Origin of the sequence: Rhizobium binxianense (assembly GCF_028994275.1) — a bacterium.
Taxonomy (GTDB): Bacteria; Pseudomonadota; Alphaproteobacteria; order Rhizobiales; family Rhizobiaceae; genus Rhizobium; species Rhizobium binxianense.
In genome coordinates this window covers 3,472,161-3,494,990 of record NZ_CP118713.1, presented here as the reverse complement: position 1 = coordinate 3,494,990, position 22,830 = coordinate 3,472,161, and the positions used below count along the sequence as shown (strand labels likewise).

Sequence of the window (22,830 nt, the reverse complement as noted above, 5' to 3'; positions counted from 1 at the left end):
CTGGCGCAGCTATGTTGCTGAAATAACACGCGTTTTGTCATAAACCCGTCATCTGTTCGTCACAAAAACGCGCTTCCGAATGGGTGTGCAACGAGGGGCTGAGCGCTTAGCAGGAGGGATGCAATTGACGCTCGAATGAGTGCGTCCTCATATGCAAACACGCCGTAGCTGCCATCTGCACGAGTCGGAGAGGGCGAGGCAACCAGGTTGCCCGGACATGCTGACCGATGGCGACACGCTCAAACGGGAACAGCAATCGCCTCGCTAGGTGTTTGATCCCGGATTTTTGAAATCGTCCCAGAGGATCGCTACGCCAACCGCGAATATCGCGGCGCGTGCCCATCTCGGCAAACGAAAACCCCAGGTCGGGGATTTATCAACGATGCCAGGGGGATCGGATGGTGGGCGTGACAGGGATTGAACCTGTGACCCCTACGATGTCAACGTAGTGCTCTCCCGCTGAGCTACACGCCCATCCGATGGCGGCGCATAGATCACAAAACCTTTGGAGCCGTCAATAGGCTTTTTTCAGTTTTGTGACATGCCGCCCGGCAAGCCTTACGCGGCAAGCATTTTGTTGACCTCGTCGACGAGATCACGCAGGTGGAAAGGCTTGGAAAGGACCTTGGCATCCTTCGGCGCCTTCGAATCAGGGTTCAGCGCCACGGCGGCGAAACCGGTGATGAACATCACCTTCAGGTCGGGGTCGAGCTCGGTGGCGCGGCGCGCCAGCTCGATGCCGTCCATCTCGGGCATGACGATATCGGTCAGCAGCAGGGAAAACGGTTCCTCGCGCAGCCGGTCATAGGCGCTGGCGCCATTGTCATAGGAAAGGACCTTGTAACCGGCCTTTTCGAGCGCTTTCACCAGGAAGCGGCGCATGTCGTTGTCGTCTTCGGCGAGAAGTATCTTCTGAGTCATCAATCCAGACCGCTGATCAATAAGTTTTTGGTGGGCTGCCCGCCGTTTACACTAGTCTTTACCCGGTAAACAACCGGTGAATTGCCTGTACGCGACCGCCATCCCTTCCACATAGTATGGACTTGAGGCCGGGCAACTGGCAACATGTGCAAAGCAGCCAGTTCATGACATGGTAAAGAGGGCCGAAAGTGCCGGAAATACGCGAATACGAGCTTTTTGAGGTTCATGAGCCCGTGTCGCAGACCATTCCCTTCGTCTACAACTCCCCTCATAGCGGCCGCATTTATCCACCGGAATTTATCGCCCAGTCCAGGCTCGAGGGCATCGCCATCCGCCGTTCGGAGGATCATTACGTCGACGAGCTCTTCGGTTCGGCGGTCGCACTCGGCGCACCGCTCTTGGCGGCCAACTTTCCGCGCGCCTATCTCGACGTCAATCGCGAGCCCTACGAGCTCGACCCGCGCATGTTCGACGGGTTGCTGCCGCCCTATGCCAATGTCAATTCGCTGAGGGTGGCAGGCGGGCTCGGCACCATTCCGCGCATCGTTGCCGAGAACATGGAGATCTATGCGCGGCGCCTGCCGGTGCAGGAGGGACTCGATCGGGTCGAAGCGGTCTACAAGCCCTATCATGCGACGCTGCGCCGGCTGATCGCGCGAACGCATGTGCAGTTCGGCTTCGGCGTGCTGATCGACTGCCATTCGATGCCCGGCAATGTGCGCGTCGCCGGCAGCACCGCGCGGCCCGATTTCATCATCGGCGATCGCTACGGCACCAGCGCGTCGGCCGAACTGTCTCGGGCGGCCATCGCCATCCTCGAGGAAATGGGCTTCGCGGCGATCCGCAACAAGCCCTATGCCGGCGGCTTCATCACCGAACATTACGGTCGGCCTTCGCGCGGCCTGCATGCGCTGCAGATCGAGGTGAACCGGGCGATCTATGTCGATGAAGTGACGCTGGACAAACGCGCGGATTTTGCCGCGGTGGCCGATGCCGTCACCGCCTTCATGCAGCAGATGGCGGATTACGTCGAGAAATTCTCCGGCGATCGAGCGCTGGCAGCCGAATAAATCTCTTTTTCGATTTCGCTGACGCCTGGCCGTCGTCTTCCCGGCCAAAAAAAGACCGCCGTGAGGCGGCCTAAGTCTAGGGAGGAAACACCCAAGGAGGGTATTTACAGTCAGAAGACTGTAAGAAGGACGCTACTATTGCATTGCACAAATGTCAAGCAATATATTGCGCTGCGACATCTTTGGGCAGCGTCGCTGGAATTGCCTGCTGCGTTTGCATTCCCGCTGCTTTTCGCTATGAAAAGCACCATTCTCGCCAGCCAAACGGATTGATCATGCTTCCTGACCGCTCGTTCTTCAATCGTCTGGCGGAGGCCGCCAGGGCCGAGACGCTGCCGCGCTTCCGCTCCGGCCTCGATGTCACCAACAAGCTTTCCTCCGGTTTCGACCCGGTGACGGAGGGTGACCGGGCCGCCGAACTCGCCATCCGGGCGCTGATCGAGGAGAGTTTCCCCGGCCATGGCATTCTCGGCGAGGAACACGGCAATGTCGGGCTCGACCGGGACTATGTCTGGGTGATCGATCCGATCGACGGCACGCGCGCCTTCATCTCCGGCGTGCCGGTGTGGGGAACGTTGATCGGCCTGCAGAAAGAGGGCAGGGCGATCATGGGCATGATCGAGCAGCCCTTTACCGGCGAGCGCTATTTCGCCGACCAGAACGGCTCGATCTATACCGGGCCGGAGGGGGAACGGCGGCTTAAGACACGGCAATGCGACGCGCTTTCGAACGCCATCCTGTTCACCACTTCACCACATCTCTTCGTCGGCGAGGAGATGGAGAAATACCGTGAGATCGAGAGCCAAGTGCGGCTCTTCCGCTACGGCTGCGACTGCTACGCCTATGCGCTGCTTGCCGCCGGCCATATCGATCTCGTCATCGAAAACAGCTTGAAGCCCTATGATGTCGGCGGGATCATTCCCGTCATCGAGGGGGCGGGTGGCATCATCACCACCTGGGACGGAGGGCGGCCGGAAAACGGCGGCTCGATTATCGCCGCCGGCAGCCGGGCGGTCTACGAGCAGGCGATCGCCGTCCTGCAACGCTAATCCCTCGGCCACCAGCGATCCCTCGGTCAGCAATCTGCTCCGATATCACGTGCCGAGGGCGGCGACGTCCTGGTTCTCCTCGGCATCGCTGCCGGGAATGAAGGCGTGGAAGGCGGCAAGGGCGGCGGCGCGGTAGGTATCCCGTTCCTGGAAGATCTCATGGCGGGCGCCGTTGATCGGCACCAGCTGGCCTGCGCGGAAATAACGCGAGAGCCGTTCCTGCGCCGTGTAGGGCACGACACCGTCTCGCGTCGGGGCGATGACGATGGTCGGGATGGTGATCGAGAAGAGATGGTAGGGCGAGGTGACCCGGTCCATCGTCCGAAAAGCCTCGATCAGCCAGCGGGCTGTCGGCGGCCCAAGCGTCAGTTCCGGATGGGCCTTCATCATCGCGACATTGCGCTCGAAGCGGTGTTCGTCCGAGGTCAGCGGGTTGTCGAGGAAATCCGGCTCCTTCAGTTTCGACGTCAGCGGCAGGAAGCCGAGGCCGAGGGCCGTCAGCGTGCCTGCCAGAGCGCGGATGACGCGGGGCGAAGCCGCCTGGCCGGTCAGGCCGATGAAGGGCGCCGACAGCACCATGCGATCAATACGGGTGGTGAGATAGGGAGCGGCGGACAACGCGATCAGCCCGCCTGTGGAATGGGCGAGCAGGTAGAATGGCAGGCGGGTATCCGGCAGCACCACCTTTTCGAGGAAGGTGTCGAGGTCGCGTTCGTAATCGGCAAAGCGGCGGATGTGGCCGTGGTTGCGGCGCTTCAGGAGCCGCGGCGAACCGCCCTGGCCGCGCATGTCGAAGGTGGCGACCCAGAGGCCTCTGGCCGTCAGGTCGCGGATCGTTTCGAAGTATTTCTCGATATATTCGTTGCGGCCATGCAGGATGACGACCGTGCCTCTGGCAACCTGAGCACTCGAGCGGAAGACGGCGTAACGCAACTGGTGGCCGTCATGGGTTTCAAAGAACCCCGCCGAGCGGTTTTCCGGGGCGGGATTGTCGGGCGTCGAATAGAGAACCTGATCCATGACTTTGCCAATGCGCCGCTGTTGACTGCTTCGCCTTCAGGGATAGCGCACGGCATCCGGATTGGAAAGCGGTGGGGAAAAGGGCCGGCAGGAGCATGAGGGTGCTCGCGGCCGGCCGAAGTTGAGACTGAAGAAGAAGGGACGATGCACTTCAGCCATCGGGACCAGATTCACCCGACGCTGCAATCTCTAGCGGATGCGCCTGAACGCGCTCCGAACCGGTCGTTCATGCGGGGTTCACGGGCCGATCAAGGCGATTCCGGAAAGGTCTTGAACTCGTCAAATCCCATCACCATCTCCTTTTTGCGGGCGCCGAAAAGGGCCCGCGCAACCGTCCCGAGGCCGCCAAAAATGGGGTTTCAGGGGCATTCCATCGCAACACGTCGCTTCCACAGGAGGACATCATGCGTCACGTAGACTTCTCTCCCCTTTATCGTTCCACCGTCGGTTTCGACCGGCTCTTCACCATGCTCGACAGCCTTGCCCAGCCGGAGCAGGCGCCGACCTATCCGCCCTATAATATCGAGCGCACGGGTGAAAACACCTATCGCATCACCATGGCGGTTGCCGGTTTCGACGAGACCGAACTTTCGATCGAAGCCCATGCCCATGTGCTGTCCGTGAAGGGTGAAAAGAACGAAGAGCCTGCCGAAGGCGGCGAATTCCTCTACCGCGGCATTGCCAAGCGTGCCTTCGAGCGCCGCTTCCAGCTTGCCGACCATGTCGAGGTAACTGCCGCTTCGCTGAAGAACGGCCTGCTGCATATCGACCTTCTGCGCAATATTCCCGAGGCCATGAAGCCCCGCAAGATCGCGATTGCGGCAGAACCGGTCGAGGCTCCGAAGGCCATCGAGGCGCAGATCATCAACGGCTGATTGATCCCTTATGGGTAAATGGACGGCGCTCCGATCGGGGCGCCGTTTTTTTGCGGCTCAGGCCGGGCTGGCGGCTTCCTCTATCTCTTTTTCTGTTGCGCGGCGGGCCGCGGCGGCGGCGTATTTCTGGGCGATGACGGCGCAAACCATCAGCTGGATCTGGTGGAAGAGCATCAGCGGCAGAACGATCGCACCGATCGACTGGCCGGCGAAGATGACGTTTGCCATCGGCACGCCGCTTGCCAGGCTCTTCTTCGAGCCGCAGAAGGTGATGGTGATCTCATCGGCCTTGTCGAAGCCCAGCCAGCGGCTGCCGAACATCGTCGAAACAAGCACGATGCCCAGAAGGACCATATCGGCGACGATGACGACGGCGATATCGGCGATCGAGAAGGTATGCCACAGGCCCTCGACCACAGCCGTCGAAAAGGCCAGATAGACGACCATCAGGATCGAGCCGCGGTCGACCGGCATCAGGATCTTCTTCTTGGCGCGGATCCAGTCGCCGATCCAGGGCTGCAGGATCTGGCCGATGATGAAGGGGGCCAGCAGCTGCAGCAGGATTTGCTCCAGCGCGTCGAAGGAGAAGCCGCCATGGCCGCCGACGGAAAACAGCAGGCCGACGAGCAGCGGCGTCAGGAACATGCCGAAGATGTTGGACGCCGAGGCCGAGCAGATGGCGGCAGGCACGTTGCCGCCCGCCATCGAGGTGAAGGCGATCGACGACTGCACCGTCGACGGCAGCACGCAGAGGAAGAGGATGCCGAGATAAAGCGGCTGCGGCAGGATCGTGTCGGGGATCATTCCGAGCCCCAGGCCAAGCAAGGGGAAGATGCCGAAGGTCGTCAGCAGGATGGCGAGATGCAGGCGCCAGTGCAACAGGCCGGCGACGACGACGTCGCGCGAGAGCCGGGCGCCATGCAGAAAGAACAACAGCGCGATGGCAAGATCGGTGGCGATGCCGAAATACCCCGCGAAGGTGCCGCGCGCCGGCAGCAGCGAGGCGAGAATGACGGTGCAGACGAGCAGGATCGTGAAGGTGTCAGGCAGAAATTTACGCATGGCAGTCTCGCGGCGTGATAAAACAGTCGTTGTTTTGTCGTGCATTATGATCCAGGATGCAAGGAATAACAGTTATTAAGAAACTGGATCTTCATGCTGGACCTCTCGCAATTGCGTAGCTTCGTTGCCGTCGAGCAGATGGGCAGTTTCACGCTCGCCGCGGAAAGACTCGGCCTCGGCCAGTCGACGGTCAGCCAGCACATCCAGCGGCTGGAGGCGGCCCTCGGGCGCAAGCTGCTGGCGCGTGATACGCATAAGGTCATACTGACCGGCGATGGCGAGGCGTTGCTGTCGCATGCGCGCAGCATGCTGTCGATCGAGGGGCAGGTACAGTCACTGTTTCGGAGCAACAGCCTGCGCGGCAGCCTCCGGCTTGGGGTGTCGGAGGATTTCGTCACCAGCCAGTTACCGGCGGTGCTGGAGGATTTCGTTCGGTCACATCCCTCCGTCGACTTGGAGCTGACGGTGGCATTATCGGGCGTTCTCTACGAGATGCAGGACAATGGCGAAGTCGATCTGGTGCTCGCCAAGCGGCGGCTCGGCGATGCACGCGGAAAACTCGTCTATCGCGAACCGCTCGTCTGGCTGGCGCGCGATCCGGAGCATGTGCTCGCCTCCGGCCTCTTGCCGCTGATCGCCTTTCCGCCGCCGAGCGTCACGCGGGCGATCGCGCTCGAGGCGCTGGCACGGAACGGCGTGGCGTGGCGGATCGTCTGCACCTGCGGGAGCCTCAGCGGATTGACGGCGGCGGCGCGGGCCGGGATGGGCGTGCTGGTGCAGCCGCGCAGCATGGCGCCCTCGGGGCTGAAAGAGATCGCCGTGACAAAACTTCCGGTGCTGGAAGATGTGGAATTCGTGCTGGTGCCGCGCAAGGGCGCGGATCAGGCGCTGGTCGCCGCCCTTTCGGACGATATTCTGCAAAAGGTGAGGAGGCTGAGGTCGGCGTAAGCCACGGCCGTCACCAAAAGGCCCGCCGGAGGCCGGCCTTCCCGCGCTCAGGCGGCCAGGCACTTCAGGAAACCATCCACCTCCGCTTCCGTCGTCGCAAAGCTGGTGACGAGGCGGATCAGGATCTCGTTTTCGGAAACGAGCTCGGGCGTTGCCGCCGGCACCGGCCATTCGTAGAATTTTGCGCCCCTTTCCTCCGCGGCCTTTGCTGCATTCTTGCCGACGACGGCGAAGACTTCGTTGGAGGCGGTCGGCCAGGCGAGGCGGGCGGCGGCATTGTCTCTGATCCCGGCGCGCAGGCGGTCGGCCATGCCGTTCGAATGGCGGGCGAGATCGAGCCAGAGGCCGTTTTCGAAATAGGCATCGAACTGGGCGGCGATGAAACGCGACTTGGAGAAGAGCTGGGCGGCGCGCTTGCGGATGAAGGGCATTTCCCGAGCCTGATCAGGATTGAAGAAGACGATCGCCTCCGCACACCAGCAGCCGTTCTTGGTGCCGCCGAAGGAGAGCATGTCGACGCCGCGCTTCCAGGTCATTTCGGCCGGAGTGGCGTCGAGCGCGATCAGCGCATTGGCGAAGCGGGCGCCATCCATATGGAGCGGCAGATTGCGTTTTTTTGATATGGCGGCGATCTCGCCGATCTCCGGCAGCGAATAGACGGTGCCGATCTCGGTTGCCTGGGTGATCGTCACCGCGCTGGCGCGGCCATGACGGAGGGCGTCTTCGGGATAATGCGCGATCTTTGCCGAGAGTCCGGCGGGATCGATCTTGCCGGCTTCGCCGTCGACGGCAACGAGGCGGGCGGAGCCGGAGAAGAATTCCGGCGCGCCGCATTCATCCTCGATTACATGGGCTTCCGAATGGCAGAAGGTAATGCCGCCGGGGCGCTGGACGCTCGCCAGCGCCAGGGAGTTGGCGGCGGTGCCGGTGGCGACGAAGAAAACCGAAACCTCACGCTCGAAGATCTCGGAGAAGCGGGCCTCGACCTTCTTGTCGAGATCGCCGGCGCCATAGGCTGGAGCAAAACCGGCCGATTCCGCCAGCAGACGTTCGGCAATGGATCTATGGGCGCCGGCCCAGTTATCGGAAGCAAAGAACATGAGGGAACCTGGGAAGGAAGGGTTTGGCAGGGCCGAGGCGGGAGATTACGCCAAAGCTTCACAGGATCAAGGCTGCTGCCCCTGACGCATCACAAAAATTGAACTACGCAATCAATAAACAAAATAATGCCTTGGTGCGTAATTTTATTTCGCGGCGGCGACCGATCCCGTAATCTTCCGTCGCAAATTGTCGTTTTTTGAAGGCGCGCTCTTGCGGAGCCGAATGCTTTCTGGCATAGAACAGATGAATTAGGACAGCGTTGCTGTCCTATTTTGGCCCTTGCGGCCGAAGAGGTGCCGAAAACCCTGGAACAGACGGGCTTTCACGCTATAGTTCTTGCGAGCGTCGAACCCCGTGGACGGGCGGCGTGCGGGGGCAAATGGCAGGCGCGGAACGCGACGGTTTGCTTTCCCGAAGAAGCAGATGTCTGCGGCCGATCTTCACAATGCAACAGCGCTGTCATGCGCCGAACCTATTCTGGTTGCGGCGCGAGACGAAAAGCCGCCCGCGGCCCCGCGGGCTTCGACAGGAGGAAAGATGATGACGAAGACGCCATCCATGGAATTTGACCGGTTTGCTGCTGCTAAGGTGCGCGCCACGGCCAATACGTCCAAATCCGCCTCCGGCCTGCCGAAAAAACAGGGCCTCTACGATCCTCGCAACGAGCATGATGCCTGCGGCGTCGGCTTCGTCGCGCATATGAAGGGCCAAAAGTCGCACCAGATCGTCAAGGACGGCCTCTTCATACTCGAGAACCTGACGCATCGCGGCGCCGTCGGCGCCGATCCGCTGATGGGTGACGGCGCCGGCATCCTGGTGCAGATCCCCGACCGCTTCTTCCGCGAGGAAATGGCCAAGCAGGGCATTACCCTGCCGCCGGCCGGCGAATATGGCGTCGGCCATATCTTCATGCCGCGCGATGAAAAGCAGATCGAGCATTTCAAGAAGGTGATCAGCGACGTCATCACCGAAGAGGGCCAGGTCTTCATCGGTTTCCGCGACGTGCCGGTCGATAATTCGTCGCTCTCCAAAGCGCCTGACATCGCTGCCACCGAGCCGCATCACGTGCAGGTCTTTATCGGCGCCGGCGAGGATGCCGAAAACAACGACGAGTTCGAGCGCCGGCTGTTCACGCTGCGCAAGGTGATCTCCAACCGCATCTATGACGAGTTCGACGGCGAGGAGAGCAATTTCTATCCGGTGTCGCTGTCGTCTGCGACGGTGGTCTACAAGGGCATGTTCCTGGCCTATCAGGTCGGCGTCTATTACAAGGACCTGTCGGATCCGCGTTTCGAAAGTGCGGTCGCTCTCGTACACCAGCGCTTTTCGACCAATACCTTCCCGTCGTGGAAGCTCGCGCATCCCTATCGCATGGTCGCCCATAACGGCGAGATCAACACGCTGCGAGGCAACGTCAACTGGATGGCGGCGCGGCAGGCGTCGGTCTCCTCGCCGCTGTTCGGCGAGGACATCTCCAAGCTCTGGCCGATTTCCTATGAGGGCCAGTCGGATACGGCCTGCTTCGACAACGCACTCGAATTCCTAGTGCGCGGCGGTTATTCAATGGCGCATGCGGTGATGATGCTGATCCCGGAAGCCTGGGCCGGCAACCAGTCGATGGCGGCCGAACGCAAGGCCTTCTACGAATATCATGCGGCGCTGATGGAGCCGTGGGACGGGCCGGCTGCCGTTGCCTTTACCGATGGCAAGCAGATCGGCGCGACGCTCGACCGCAACGGCCTCAGGCCGGCGCGCTACCTCGTCACCGATGACGACCGGGTTATCATGGCGTCGGAAGCCGGCGTGCTGCCGGTCCCGGAGGAGAGGATCATCCAGAAGTGGCGTTTGCAGCCAGGAAAAATGCTGCTGATCGACATGGAAGAAGGCCGCATCATCTCCGACGACGAGGTGAAGTCACAGCTAGCGACGGCGCATCCCTATCGCAGCTGGCTCGACCGTACCCAGCTTATCCTCGAAGAGCTGAAGCCGGTGGAGCCGCGGGCGCTGCGCCGCGACGTGTCGCTGCTCGACCGCCAGCAGGCCTTCGGCTATACGCTCGAGGATACGCGTATCCTGATGTCGCCGATGGCGACGACCGGCCAGGAAGCGATCGGCTCGATGGGCACGGATACGCCGATCTCGGCCATGTCGGAAAAGCCGAAGCTGCTCTATACCTATTTCAAGCAGAACTTCGCGCAGGTGACGAACCCGCCGATCGACCCGATCCGCGAGGAACTGGTCATGAGCCTCGTTTCCTTCATCGGGCCGCGGCCGAACATTCTCGATCATGAGGGCGCGGCAAACGCCAAGCGGCTCGAGGTTCGCCAGCCGATCCTGACCAACGGCGATCTCGAAAAGATCCGTTCGATTGGCCATACGGAGGACCGTTTCGACACCAAGACGCTCGATTTCACCTATGATATCGAGCGCGGCGCCGAAGGCATGCCCGAAATGCTCGACCGGCTCTGCGACCGTGCGGAAGCGGCCGTCAAGGGCGGCTACAACATCATCGTGCTCTCCGACCGCCAGATCGGGCCGGATAGAATCGCCATTCCCGCGTTGCTGGCGACGGCCGCCGTCCACCATCACCTGATCCGCAAGGGGCTTCGCACCTCGGTCGGTCTCGTCGTCGAGACCGGCGAACCGCGCGAAGTGCACCATTTCTGCCTGCTCGCCGGCTATGGCGCCGAGGCGATCAACCCCTATCTCGCCTTCGATACGCTGCTCGACATGCATGCCAAGGGCGAATTCCCCAAGGAAGTGGATGCTTCCGAAGTCGTCTACCGCTACATCAAGGCGGTCGGCAAAGGCATCCTCAAGGTCATGTCGAAGATGGGCATCTCGACCTACCAGTCCTATTGCGGGGCACAGATTTTCGATGCGATCGGCCTGTCGTCCGAACTCATCGACAAGTATTTCTTCGGGACCGCGACGATGATCGAAGGCATCGGCCTCGAAGCAATCGCCGAAGAGACCGTTGCCCGCCATAATGCGGCCTTCGGCACGGATCCGCTGCTGGCGACGACGCTCGATATCGGCGGCGAATATGCCTACCGCATGCGCGGCGAAAGCCATGCCTGGACGCCGGATGCGGTTGCGGCGCTTCAGCACGCCGTGCGCGGCAATGCCGAGGATCGCTACCGCGAATTCGCCGAGATGGTGAACAATTCGGCGCTGCGCATGAACACCATCCGCGGGCTGTTCAACGTCAAAAGCGCCGAGGCGCTCGGCCGCAAGCCGGTATCGATCGACGAGGTCGAGCCGGCGGCCGATATCGTCAGGCGTTTCTCGACGGGGGCAATGTCCTTCGGCTCGATCTCCCGCGAGGCGCATACGACGCTGGCGATCGCCATGAACCGGATCGGCGGCAAGTCGAACACCGGCGAGGGCGGCGAGGAATCCGACCGCTACATGCCGCTCGCCGATGGTTCGATGAACCCGGAACGTTCGGCGATCAAGCAGATCGCGTCGGGCCGTTTCGGCGTCACCACCGAATATCTCGTCAATGCCGACGTGCTGCAGATCAAGGTGGCGCAGGGCGCAAAGCCCGGCGAAGGCGGCCAGCTGCCCGGACACAAGGTCGACGCGACGGTCGCCAAGACCCGCCACTCGACGCCGGGCGTCGGCCTGATTTCGCCGCCGCCGCACCACGACATCTATTCGATCGAAGATCTGGCGCAGCTGATCTACGATCTGAAGAACGTCAACCCGACCTCGGATGTGTCGGTCAAGCTGGTCTCCGAAGTCGGCGTCGGCACGGTTGCCGCCGGTGTCGCCAAGGCGCGCGCCGACCACATCACGGTTGCCGGCTTCGACGGCGGCACGGGCGCGTCGCCGCTGACCTCGCTCAAGCATGCCGGCAGCCCCTGGGAGATCGGCCTCGCCGAAACCCAGCAGACGCTGGTGCTGAACGGCTTGCGTTCGCGCGTCGCGCTGCAGGTGGATGGTGGTCTGAAGACCGGCCGTGACGTCATCATCGGGGCGCTGCTCGGCGCCGACGAGTTCGGTTTCGCCACCGCACCGCTGATCGCGGCCGGCTGCATCATGATGCGCAAGTGCCATCTCAACACCTGTCCGGTCGGCGTGGCGACGCAGGATCCGGTGCTGCGCAAGCGCTTCAAGGGCACACCGGAGCACGTCATCAACTACTTCTTCTTCGTGGCCAACGAAGTGCGCGAAATCCTCGCCTCGCTCGGATTCACCCGGCTCGACGAGATCATCGGCGCTTCCGAGCTGCTGGAGAAGGATGAAATGCTGGCGCATTGGAAGGCCAAGGGCCTCGACTTCAGCCGCATCTTCCACAAGGTCGACGCTCCCAAGGAGGAGACCTTCTGGACGAGCCGGCAGCAGCACCCGATCGACGATATTCTCGACCGCGTGCTGATCGAGCAGGCACAGCCGGCGCTGACCGCCAAGACGCCCGTCGCCTTCGAGGTCGACATCAAGAACGTCGACCGTTCGGCGGGCGCGATGCTGTCCGGCGAGGTCGCCAAGCGTTACCGTCATCGCGGGCTGAAGGAAGACACGATCAATGTGACGCTTCGCGGCACGGCAGGTCAGAGCTTCGGCGCCTTCCTGGCGCGCGGCGTCACCTTCAACCTGATCGGCGATGGTAACGACTATGTCGGCAAGGGGCTTTCGGGCGGCAAGATCATCATCCGGCCGCCGGAGAATTCGCGGATCGTCGCCGAAAACTCGATCATCGTCGGCAACACCGTGCTTTACGGTGCGACCGAGGGCGAATGCTATTTCCGCGGCGTGGCGGGCGAACGGTTCGCCGTGCGCAATTCGGGTGCGATCGCCATCGTCGAAGGTGTCGGCGACCATGGCTGCGAATATATGACCGGCGGTGTTGTCGTCGTGCTTGGCGCCACGGGCCGTAACTTCGCGGCCGGCATGTCCGGCGGCGTCGCCTACGTGCTCGACGAAACCGGCGATTTCGCCAGCCGCTGCAACATGGCGATGGTCGAGCTCGAGCCGGTGCCCGAAGAGGACGACATGCTGGAGAAGCTGCATCATCACGGCGGCGATCTCATGCACAAGGGACGCGTCGACGTCTCGGGTGACATGACGCGTCATGACGAGGAGCGTCTCTACCAGCTGATTTCCAACCATCTGCACTATACGGGTTCGGCCCGTGCCAAGCAGATTCTGGACAACTGGGCCGATTATCGTCCGAAGTTCCGCAAGGTCATGCCGGTGGAATACCGGCGTGCGCTTGAGGAAATGGAGCGCAGCCGGATGGGCATCGCCGCGGAATGATTTGAACCGGAGCATTCGCCATCTGCCGACCGCAGATGGCGGATGACGGAAACATCTCGATGACTCGTGACGAACATGACGACGGCGATGGACCGTCCGGATCGCGCGGTGTCCTTCAGGAGATCTGTTCCAATGACGGTCAAGACAAGCAACCCGCCCGGAACACCGGGGACTGACGACAGACAACTGGCCGCGGTGAGGCGGTCATGAGGGTAAGGGACGAAGACATGGGCAAGGTAACAGGGTTTCTGGAAATCGACCGGCAGGTGGCGAAGTACCAGCCGGCGTCGGATCGCATCCGGCATTTCCGCGAGTTCACGATCCCGATGTCGGACCCGGAAGTGCAGAAACAGGCCGCACGCTGCATGGACTGTGGCATTCCCTATTGCCACGGCCCGACCGGCTGCCCGGTTCACAACCAGATTCCCGACTGGAACGACCTCGTCTACAACAACAATTGGGAAGCGGCGATCCAGAACCTGCATTCGACCAACAACTTCCCCGAGTTCACCGGCCGCGTCTGCCCGGCTCCTTGCGAGGAAGCCTGCACTTTGAATCTCGAGGACGCGCCGGTCGCCATCAAGACGGTCGAACAGGCGATCGCCGACAAGGCCTATGAGCTCGGCTTCATCCGGCCGCAGCCGGCCACGGTCCATACCGGCAAGAAGGTTGCCGTCATCGGCTCCGGCCCTGCCGGCATGGCGGCTGCCCAGCAGCTCGGCCGCGCCGGCCATGACGTTCATCTCTACGAGCGCGAGACCAAGCCCGGCGGCCTGCTCCGCTACGGCATTCCCGATTTCAAGATGGAGAAGAACTTCATCGACCGTCGTGTCGAGCAGATGAAGGGCGAGGGTGTCACCTTCCATTGCGGCGTCAATGTCGGCGTCGACGTCAAGGTCGAGCAACTGCTCGCCGATCACGACGCCGTCCTCTATTGCGGCGGCTCCGAGACGCCGCGCGAAGCGGGAATTCCGGGCACGGATCTTGCCGGCGTGCATGATGCGATGCCCTACCTGGTGCAGCAGAACCGCCGCGTCGGGCGCGAGAACATCGACAGCGTCGGCTGGCCGTCGGACCCGATCCTGGCCGGCGCCAAACATATCGTCGTCGTCGGCGGCGGCGATACGGCTTCGGACTGTGTCGGCACGGCGTTCCGGCAGGGCGCCGTCAAGGTCACCCAGCTCGACATCCGGCCGCAGCCGCCGGAGAAGGAAGACAAGCTTGCCGTCTGGCCCTTCTGGGCGACGAAGATGCGCACCTCCTCCTCGCAGGCCGAGGGTGCGGTGCGCGAATTCCAGGTGGCCACACTCGAATTCGTCGGCGAAGACGGGGTGCTGACCGGCGTCAAGTGCTGCGAGGTCGACGAGCGCCGCCGGCCGGTTCCGGGCACGGAATTCGTCATCCGCGCCGATCTTGCCTTCATCGCCATCGGTTTCCGCGGGCCTTTCACATCAAGCGTGTTGAAGGAACTCGACGGCAAGCTGGTGCTCAACACGGACAAGCGCGGCTCGACCAACGTCGTCGCCAACGACCGTGACTACAAGACCTCGATCGACAAGTTCTGGACGGCGGGCGACGTGCGCCGCGGCCAGTCGCTGGTGGTCTGGGCGATCCGCGAAGGCCGCCAGGCGGCGCGCGCGATCGACGAGGCGTTGATGGGCTCAACCGTTCTGCCGAACTGATCAGCGGGCAGCACACGTTCTGCAAGAAACGAACTCCGCCCTTCCGGCGGAGTTTTTTCATGGTGCGACCGCTTGACGCGCCTGCCTGCGCCGCAAGCCTCAAGCAATGCCGGGAAGCCAGATTTTCCGCCGGACGCGGGCTCAGGAGGAGCCGGCGGCGACCGCAACGGACGTGCCCCCGCCGTTTCGGCCGCAAGGCATTTCACCATCGGCCGCGGCGCAAGGGGATATTGACCGTCGCGGATGATCGACAAGGATTATCCAAATGGTTTCCGCACTTGACAGCACCCGGCTGGTTTCGGCCCAATATGCCCTGAAAAACCTTCGGACCTCCGACGACAGTTCGCAGGATGCGCAGAGTTCGTCGGCGGCCAGTATCCTCAGCAGCTACGGGCTCGATTCGAGCTCCGCCTCGCTGCTTTCCAACAACGCCCTGTCAGGACTGCTCGACACACTTTCATCCCAGGGTGATGCGTCTGATGAGACCGAAGCGACCGGGGACGGCGCCGACGTCACCAGCGCCTCCTTCATGGCGAAGCTGAAGCGGCAGCTGCAGGATGCGGCTGCGGCCGAAGGCAAGAACGGCAAGGCCCACGACATGCTGGCCGCCCTCGAAGCTGGAACGCTCACCATCTCCGATCCGACGCAGGGCGTGTCGATTGCCGGCTGGGACGTCGACGATCCCGATGAGGCGGACACCGAGAGCAAGGCAGGCAAGGCAATCGACGTCAGCGGCTGGAGCGATTTTCTCGACACGCATCTCGCGCGCGGCGCCGACGGCGCCTTTGTCAAGGAGAACGGCAGCTATGTCGACCAGACGAACGACAGCAGCGCCTACTTCGGCCTGATCGGCTCGGACTATTATTATCTGAGCTGGCCGCAGGCGGCGGCGAAGTAAACGGAACGAAGAGGCCCTTTCATTTCACCGAGACTTCGGCCGGTGTCTTTGCCGCAGGCAGGCGGTAATCATCGACGCGGCCGGGAGGTGCTGCCGTCATTTCGCCCTGCTCGACCAACAGGTCGCGCGGCGATCGCGTCAAAGTGATGGGCGGCGGCCTGGCGCCGAGAAGCTCGGCGCCGCCATCGAGATTGGGATCGGAGAGGCTGATCGGCACGGTATGTTCGACCGGATTGGCGGGAAGGCCGAGACCGGGCAGGTTGCTTTCGTCCAGGCGCACCAGATCCGGGCTTGCCTGCGTGCCGAGAAGACGTCGCGCCGGTTTTTCCACATAGAAGGCGAGCTTACGCCGTCCGGCCTGGGTCAGGTTGATGCCGTCGGAGGTGCGCAGACGCACCTGCTGGCCATTCACATCCGAACCGGTGACGATGAAATTGCTGTTTTCATCGACGAAACCATCCCAGATGTCGACGAATTCGCCGCCGATGCTTTCCACCTGGTTGCGGTAGAGCTGGTTCATCTGGACAGCGTCGGCCGTCATCTGATCGGATTCAAAGGCGGGAAGGCCGACCCAGAGCAGCGGGATCTTGCGGTCGGTGACTTCCTTGCCGAAGGAGAGGACACGGCGGCGGTATTCGGTAAACCAGCCGTCGGTGCGGAATTTCTCCTTGGCGGTATCGGTCACCATTTGCTGGCGGTCGTTGGCGCCGATCATGACGACAACCATGGCCGGCTTCAGCTCGTCGATCATCTTCGGCAACTGTTCCGGCCAATCGTAATAATCGTCGCGGACGAGGCCCGATGAGACATTGCCGCGGGCTTCGACGACGACACCCGGCGAGGTCTCGAAGGCGGCGGTGAGGCCGTCGCCGAGGCCGCTGGCCAGGAAATCGCCGACGATCAGGATTTTGCGGGCGTCGCCGAGCTTCTGGACGGTCGGCTCTTCCTGTACGGGAGCGCGGACCGGCGGGACCGGCGGCGCGGTGCGGGTATTGACGATGGCTTTCTGCGCCGGCGGGCGCTTGCGCTGCTGGCGCCTCGGCTGTTGGACGTCCGGGGTCTGCGGCCCGTCCTCGAGATAGCGCCGGCCGAGGAAAAAATCGAGGATCGAACGGCGCTGGTAACGCTGTTCCTGGGCTTCGGCGACATGCACCGGCGCAGACACGCTAAGGCATAGCAAGGCCGCCGCCAGGGCGAGCGCAAGCCAACGGATTGGGGTCCGATCTGTTTTCGTCGTCATGGGCAGTTCCGCATCTGCCGGCATCTTGCACGCGGGGTAGGCCAGCGTCCACTCCCGCTACTATCTAGGTCACGGTTCTGCCGCTTCCAATCCGCACCTGCTTTTTGGCGTGTATTCTAGCGACGAAGTGCGTTCAGCAGCGGCAGCGACGGCTCGCCGTCCGGCTGCATGCCGATGCGCGACTGCACGGCCGATATCGCCGCCTTCGAACCCGAGCCGAAATTGCCGTCGACCTCGCCATCGTAATAGCCGAGCGTCTTCAAACGGGTCTGCAGCTCGAATTTCTCGGTGATATCAAGCGCGCCGTCCGGGCGCGGCCAGCGCTGCTGCATGCCGCCGTAGCCGGCGATCTGGTCGGCGAGCAGGCCGACGGCAAGCGCATAGCTGTCCGAGGCATTGTAGTTCTTGATGGTGAAGAAGTTGGCGGTCATCAGGAAGCCCGGGCCGCTGGGTCCAGCCGGCATCTTCAGCACGGCTTTGCTGGCGCTTTCGCGGAAGGCCTTGCCATTCGGGCGTGTCAGGCCGAGTGCCGCCCATTGGGCCAGGGTGTGCGTCTTGCCGACCAGCTTGGCGGCTGTGGCGGGAACGACGACCTCGTAGCCCCAGGTCTTGCCGGTGTCCCAGCCGTTCTTCATCAGCAGATTGGCCGAGGTCGCCAGCGCATCGGGCACCGAGTTCCAGATGTCGCGATGGCCGTTGCCGTCGGCATCGACAGCATAAAGCAGATAGCTTGTCGGGATGAACTGGGTGTGGCCCATGGCGCCGGCCCAGGAGCCGGTCATTTCGCGGGCCGGCACGTCGCCGTTCTGCAGGATCTTCAACGCGGCGACCAGCTGCTTCTTGGCGAATTTGGCGCGGCTCGGATCGGCATAGGCCAGCGTTGCCAGCGCGCGCGGCACGTAGTGCAGCCGGTCGTCCTTGTCGAGGATTGCGCCATAATTCGATTCCATCGACCAGATGGCGAGCAGAATGGTCTTGTCGACGCCGAATCGCCGCTCGATCGCATCGAGCGTTCTTGCGTGTTTGATGGCCATCTGGCGGCCGATCTTGACCGTATAGGGATTGACGCGGGAATCGACATAGTCCCAGATCTTCGAGGTGAATTCCGGCTGGTAGGCGGCCTTTTCGAGTACGGTCGGATCAGGCTCGCTCACCCCGGAAAAGGCCTTTTGATAGGTTGCCTTACTGATGCCACTCTGAGCGGCTGTTTGGTAAAAATCCGCGATCCATTTCTGGAACCGGGAATCAGCTTTCGCGTTGTCGGGGACCAGCCCCACCTGGGCGGCGACAATGAGGGCGAGAGCAAGACCACGAAGGGAGTTTTTGTGATTCTGGGTCATCGACAGTCGTATCCGTCATCTTCAGTTTCCGGGGACAGCGAGGCATCATGTCCGCGCCAGAACCAAGACTACAGGAACGGAGTCAACAAATTCTTTACCATAGCGAACCGCTGCGGTCACCATTGCAAAACAGTAGCAATTCTATACTAGTTAAGGCTAAAAAGCCCTATTTCCAAAGCGATATGATCGAAGCAGGAGGCCGGTGTGGCTCAACACAACAAAGTTCGCAAAGCAGTATTTCCGGTGGCCGGATTGGGGACGCGATTCCTGCCGGCGACAAAGGCTGTTCCGAAGGAAATGTTGACCGTCGTCGACAAGCCAATCATTCAGTATGTCGTCGATGAGGCGATCGAAGCCGGGATCGAACATCTGGTTTTCGTTACCGGGCGCAACAAGCACGTCATCGAAGATTATTTCGACATCCATTTTGAGCTGGAACAGACACTGCGCGAGCGCGCCAAGAAGGCGGAGATAACCCTTCTCGCCCAGCAACTGCCGAAGGCAGGCACGGTGAGCTTCACCCGCCAGCAGGAGCCGCTCGGCCTCGGCCACGCCGTCTGGTGCGCCCGCGAGATCGTCGGTGACGAGCCCTTCGCGCTGCTGCTGCCCGATATGATCATGAAGGGCGACAAGGGCTGCATGAAGGGCATGATCGACCTTTATGCCCACAGCGGCGGCAACATCATCGCCGTGGAGGAATGCGCGCCCGACCAGGCGCATAAATACGGCATCGTCGGCGTCGGCGAGGCGATCGGTGAAGGCTTCCGCATCACCGGCATGGTGGAAAAGCCTGCCAAGGGGACGGCGCCGTCCAACTTCTTCATCAACGGTCGCTACATCCTGCAGCCGGAGATCTTCAAGATCCTCGAAACCCAGGAGCGCGGTGCCGGCAACGAGATCCAACTCACCGACGGCATGCTGAAGCTGCTGAAGGAACAGGATTTCGCCGGTTACCACTTCCGGGGCACGACCTACGACTGTGGCGCCAAGGACGGCTTCATCCTGGCAAACGTCGCCTTCGCCCTCGAACGTGCCGATATCCGTCCAACCGTCGAAGACGGCTTCAAGGAATTGCTGGCCGGTCTGAAGTAAGCTTCCCGCACAGCATGTAAATGATAAAGCGCCGCGTATCCCGCCAGATGCGCGGCGTTTTGGTTCTTTGTTTTATGCCTATCGTTGCCCCAAACCGCTTCGCACTTTTGGGCGACATGCATCAGCGTTTCAGCTTGAGGCCGACGCCGGCCCGCCATTGCTGCGAATCGGTCCCTTCCTTCCGCGTCGTCAGCTCGTAGCCGAGCGTGCTGGTCAGATCGAGATAACGGTTGATATTCCAGGTCAGTCCGGTCGACGCGGTATAGACGAGTTCGTCGTTGATGGTGCTGTCGGTGGGATAATCGCGCCACGTCACCCCGCCGATCATCGTCCCGACCAGATTGTCGCGCAGCTGATGGGTGACCGTCGTCGTCAGCGCGTGCGAGACGTAGCCGCTTTCGCCTGCTGTGGTCGAGGGCTGGATGCTCGTCTGCAGGTCGAGATTGACGTCGGTGCCCCGGATCGGCGACCAGAGCAGGCTCGCATCGAGCGTGGCCGTGTCGATCGACGACAGGCGGCTGTCTTCGAAATTTGCCATCTCGTAGCCGACACCGACTTCACCCTTCAGTTTTTCGCCGAGATCGACCTCGACGCCCGCCTTGGCGCCATAGCTATGGCCGGAACGTTCATAACCGGCGGAGTCGCGCGTTTCGTCATAGACGGTACGGCCGATCGAGGCTTCGATGAAGGGGATGAGCGCGGGTGACAGCTCATAGCCGACGCGGCCGCGCAGCGTGCCCGTCGTCTGGTCTCGGTCGCTGAGGGCAACGGTCGTGCCGTTCGAAAGCGTGGCATCGGAATAGATCGAGCGGCTCAGCGCCAGGGCCGTCGTGCCGCGCAGGATGCCGAAATCGCGTTGGACGGAGGCGCCGGCGGTGAACTCCTGCACGTCGGATTGCTGCGAGGCATCGGCAATGGCGTCGGGGTCGTCTGTATCTTCCCGGTAGAAATTATAACCGGCGGTAAGATGGGCAACCGTATCGTCGGGAAGGTCCAACCTGAGGTCGCCATTGACCTTGAAGGACGGCTGCTCTTCGCCTTCGCCGCTGATATTCCGCTGCCAGGCGCCTTCCGAGGTTACGGTCAGCTGGTGCCGGCCCCAGTCGGAGGTCAGGGTCGCGGCCGCATCGGTTTCGAGGAAGGCGCGCCGCTGCCTGGTATTTCCGTCCTTGGTGGTCTCGGTGTTGATGCTCTCGGTGACGCTCGGGCGGAGCACGAACGTGCCGATCGGAATGCCCGGCGTCTCGGCTGCCGAGGCGCTTTCGGCAGCCCTGCGGCGCGGCAGCGTCTCGTCGATCGGCGCTTCGCGGGTGTTCAGCCGGCGGATGTCCTCGTCGAGGATGGAGCCGGTAATGTCGTCGCCGGATTGCGCGTCGGGTATGGCGGGCCTCTGGGCATCGTCCGCATTCGCGGTCGTGCCGTTTGCCGTGGGAATGGCGGTATCGCCGGTCTCGTCATCGAAACCGGCGGCGGATGCGGCGTTGTTCGTGGCGCGATCGTTCTCGGAGGCGGCGGCGCGGCTGTTTGCCGTGCCTGCCGAGGCGGACTGCGCTAGGGCTGCCGTCTGGCTGAGAAGCAAGCAGCCGAACGCAGCAAAAGAGACGGCACGGCTCATGGCGCGGAGCGGCGTCACACTGCTCGTCTGTTTTGGCTGGCCCATGCAATTCGCGCCTGACATGCTTTCGGTTCTTACCCAAAGGTAAAGCCTCGTGGTTAATCATTCGTTGCCGGCGGCGGGCACTGTTCACAATTCGGAAAGAGTGCGGGGTGGACTTGGAAAGTGAAAAGGTCTAACGCAACTTCATGAACAGAAGAGCGATCAACCTCGTCGAAAACAGCGTGCTTGAATCGGCAAAACGCACGATAGAGACCGAAAGACGCGGTCTTGAAGCGCTCGAACAGGCTTTTGACAATGGATTGGCCGGTCCTTTCACGCGGGCCGTCGAAGTCGTCGGCGACATCTCCGGACGGGTTATCGTCACCGGCGTCGGCAAGAGCGGGCATATCGGCGCCAAGCTCGCAGCGACATTCGCTTCAACAGGAACTCCCGCCTTTTTCGTGCATGCGGCTGAAGCCAATCACGGTGATCTCGGCATGATCGCGCAGGACGACGTCGTCCTGGCGATTTCCAAGGGCGGCGAGAGCGCCGAGCTCAAGAGCATCATCTCCTATACCAGGCGCTTCTCCATTCCGCTGATCGCGATCACCTGCAGCGAACGTTCTTCGCTTGCGACCGCCGCCGATATCATCCTGCTCGTGCCGAACGAGCAGGAGGCCTGTCCCAACGGCTTGGCGCCGACGACATCGACGCTGATGCAGCTTGCGATCGGCGACGCGCTGGCGGTGGCGCTGCTCGAAGCACGCGGCTTTACCGCCACGGATTTCCACGTCTTCCATCCCGGCGGCAAACTCGGCGCCAGCCTGATGCATGTCGCCGATGTCATGCATACCGGCGAGCGGCTGCCGCTCGTCGCCAAGGGCACGCCGATGCCGGAGGCGATCACGGTGCTGTCGCGCAAGCATTTCGGCTGCGTCGCCGTGCTGGATGAAGATGGGCGGCTCTGCGGCATCGTCACCGAGGGCGACATGGCGCGCAACCTGACACGCAATCTGGCCGAGCTTGCCGTCGACGATATCATGACGAAGACGCCGAAGACGGTGAAGCCGACGGTGCTGGCGACGGCGGCGCTGGCGCTGCTCAACCAGCATCATATCGGCGCGCTGATCGTCGTCGACGAAGAGCGCCGGCCGGTCGGGCTGGTGCATTTCCACGACCTGCTGCGGATCGGCGTCGCCTGATCGGGCTTGTCCGATCAGATCGGCTCGACCCTCAAGTCGCGGCCGTGACACGAAACCACCTTCACCTGCGTTCCCACAGGAAGATCGGGTCCCATCACCTGCCATAACGTATCGTCGAGGCGAATGCGGCCGCGGCCCTCGCGGATCGGCTCGTGCAGCGTTGCCGTGCGGCCGACGAGGCTCTCGCCGCGCTGATTGAGGAAAGGCTCGTCGGTTTCGGCATTGCGCAGCGTCAGGCGGCGGCCGGCGAAGGTCGTGGCGACGGCAAGCAGCGCAAAGAGGATGGCCTGCAACTCCCAGACCCAGAAGGCACTGTCCCAGAAGAGCAGCGACAGTGCGCCGACGATCAGGGCGGCAAGACCGATCCAGACCAGGAAGAAGCCGGGAACGATCATTTCCGCGGCGAGCAGCACGAGGCCGGCGACCCACCAGCTCCACGGTCCGAGTTCGGCGATGATCTTCGCCAGCATG

Annotated in this window: 17 protein-coding genes and 1 tRNA gene; 9 read left to right on the top strand and 9 right to left on the bottom strand. The window is 62.3% G+C overall.

Translation table 11 applies throughout. The features are described from left to right. Positions 1–399: 399 nt before the first annotated feature. Together PO860_RS17225 and cpdR1 are read right to left on the bottom strand one after the other, a co-directional pair. Positions 400–474, bottom strand: a tRNA-Val gene (locus tag PO860_RS17225). A gap of 84 nt (positions 475–558) precedes the next feature. Beyond that, on the bottom strand, positions 559–921 hold the full coding sequence (gene cpdR1 / locus PO860_RS17220) for a response regulator CpdR1 (RefSeq protein ID WP_003542883.1): 363 nt from the start codon (positions 919–921) through the stop codon (positions 559–561). Between the two features lie 188 nt (positions 922–1,109). Here cpdR1 and PO860_RS17215 point away from each other — a divergent pair, with 188 nt between their 5' ends. Both PO860_RS17215 and hisN read left to right on the top strand, forming a co-directional pair. Then, the gene (locus tag PO860_RS17215) at positions 1,110–1,991 is read left to right on the top strand and encodes an N-formylglutamate amidohydrolase (protein WP_183609515.1); all 882 of its coding nucleotides are present in this window, start codon (positions 1,110–1,112) and stop codon (positions 1,989–1,991) included. A 275-nt stretch (positions 1,992–2,266) separates the two neighbouring features. Then, complete coding sequence (hisN, locus tag PO860_RS17210; protein WP_183609516.1) at positions 2,267–3,040, top strand: histidinol-phosphatase; 774 nt, start codon at positions 2,267–2,269, stop codon at positions 3,038–3,040. Positions 3,041–3,085: 45 nt separating this feature from the next. Here hisN and PO860_RS17205 read toward each other — a convergent pair whose 3' ends face one another. Next, the gene (locus PO860_RS17205) at positions 3,086–4,060 is read right to left on the bottom strand and encodes an alpha/beta fold hydrolase (protein ID WP_183609517.1); all 975 of its coding nucleotides are present in this window, start codon (positions 4,058–4,060) and stop codon (positions 3,086–3,088) included. 404 nt (positions 4,061–4,464) lie between these two features. Here PO860_RS17205 and PO860_RS17200 point away from each other — a divergent pair, with 404 nt between their 5' ends. Further along, positions 4,465–4,935, top strand: coding sequence for an Hsp20 family protein (locus PO860_RS17200; protein WP_183609518.1), 471 nt, complete (start codon positions 4,465–4,467; stop codon positions 4,933–4,935). 57 nt (positions 4,936–4,992) lie between these two features. Here PO860_RS17200 and PO860_RS17195 read toward each other — a convergent pair whose 3' ends face one another. Then, positions 4,993–6,042 (bottom strand): bile acid:sodium symporter family protein, encoded by a 1,050-nt coding sequence (locus PO860_RS17195; protein ID WP_183609519.1) that lies wholly within the window; start codon positions 6,040–6,042, stop codon positions 4,993–4,995. Positions 6,043–6,090: 48 nt separating this feature from the next. Between PO860_RS17195 and PO860_RS17190 the strand changes: the two genes are divergently transcribed. Then, complete coding sequence (locus PO860_RS17190; RefSeq protein ID WP_273884931.1) at positions 6,091–6,945, top strand: LysR family transcriptional regulator; 855 nt, start codon at positions 6,091–6,093, stop codon at positions 6,943–6,945. A gap of 47 nt (positions 6,946–6,992) precedes the next feature. Here PO860_RS17190 and PO860_RS17185 read toward each other — a convergent pair whose 3' ends face one another. Beyond that, positions 6,993–8,045 carry a threonine aldolase family protein gene (locus PO860_RS17185; RefSeq protein ID WP_272783879.1) on the bottom strand — a complete coding sequence of 351 codons (1,053 nt, stop codon included), beginning with the start codon at positions 8,043–8,045 and terminating at the stop codon, positions 6,993–6,995. Between the two features lie 538 nt (positions 8,046–8,583). On the opposite strand from PO860_RS17185, the gene gltB reads away from it, so the two are divergent. The 3 genes from gltB to PO860_RS17170 all read left to right on the top strand — a co-directional run bounded on the left by gltB (position 8,584) and on the right by PO860_RS17170 (position 15,888). Further along, positions 8,584–13,308: a glutamate synthase large subunit gene (gene gltB / locus PO860_RS17180; RefSeq protein WP_273884933.1), complete on the top strand. Its 4,725-nt coding sequence runs from the start codon at positions 8,584–8,586 to the stop codon at positions 13,306–13,308. Positions 13,309–13,535: 227 nt separating this feature from the next. Then, a complete protein-coding gene (locus PO860_RS17175) occupies positions 13,536–14,990 on the top strand; it encodes a glutamate synthase subunit beta (protein ID WP_183609659.1) in 1,455 nt (484 codons plus the stop codon). Between the two features lie 265 nt (positions 14,991–15,255). Continuing rightward, positions 15,256–15,888, top strand: a complete 633-nt coding sequence (locus PO860_RS17170; protein WP_275037903.1) for a hypothetical protein — start codon at positions 15,256–15,258, stop codon at positions 15,886–15,888. Between the two features lie 19 nt (positions 15,889–15,907). Here the strand turns inward: PO860_RS17170 and PO860_RS17165 are convergent, their stop codons facing one another. Beyond that, complete coding sequence (locus tag PO860_RS17165; RefSeq protein WP_273884935.1) at positions 15,908–17,152, bottom strand: SGNH/GDSL hydrolase family protein; 1,245 nt, start codon at positions 17,150–17,152, stop codon at positions 15,908–15,910. A 92-nt stretch (positions 17,153–17,244) separates the two neighbouring features. After that, entirely contained in the window at positions 17,245–18,468 is a 1,224-nt protein-coding gene (locus PO860_RS17160; protein ID WP_272783883.1) for a lytic murein transglycosylase, read from the bottom strand. Positions 18,469–18,672: 204 nt separating this feature from the next. Here PO860_RS17160 and galU point away from each other — a divergent pair, with 204 nt between their 5' ends. After that, a complete protein-coding gene (gene galU / locus PO860_RS17155; protein ID WP_272783884.1) occupies positions 18,673–19,560 on the top strand; it encodes a UTP--glucose-1-phosphate uridylyltransferase GalU in 888 nt (295 codons plus the stop codon). A 121-nt stretch (positions 19,561–19,681) separates the two neighbouring features. On the opposite strand, the gene PO860_RS17150 is transcribed toward galU, so the two are convergent. Then, positions 19,682–21,220 (bottom strand): outer membrane beta-barrel protein, encoded by a 1,539-nt coding sequence (locus tag PO860_RS17150; RefSeq protein ID WP_183609527.1) that lies wholly within the window; start codon positions 21,218–21,220, stop codon positions 19,682–19,684. Positions 21,221–21,363: 143 nt separating this feature from the next. On the opposite strand from PO860_RS17150, the gene PO860_RS17145 reads away from it, so the two are divergent. Then, positions 21,364–22,359: a KpsF/GutQ family sugar-phosphate isomerase gene (locus PO860_RS17145; protein WP_272783886.1), complete on the top strand. Its 996-nt coding sequence runs from the start codon at positions 21,364–21,366 to the stop codon at positions 22,357–22,359. Positions 22,360–22,373: 14 nt separating this feature from the next. Here PO860_RS17145 and PO860_RS17140 read toward each other — a convergent pair whose 3' ends face one another. After that, positions 22,374–22,829, bottom strand: a complete 456-nt coding sequence (locus PO860_RS17140) for an NfeD family protein (protein WP_126827131.1) — start codon at positions 22,827–22,829, stop codon at positions 22,374–22,376. Position 22,830: the final 1 nt, after the last annotated feature.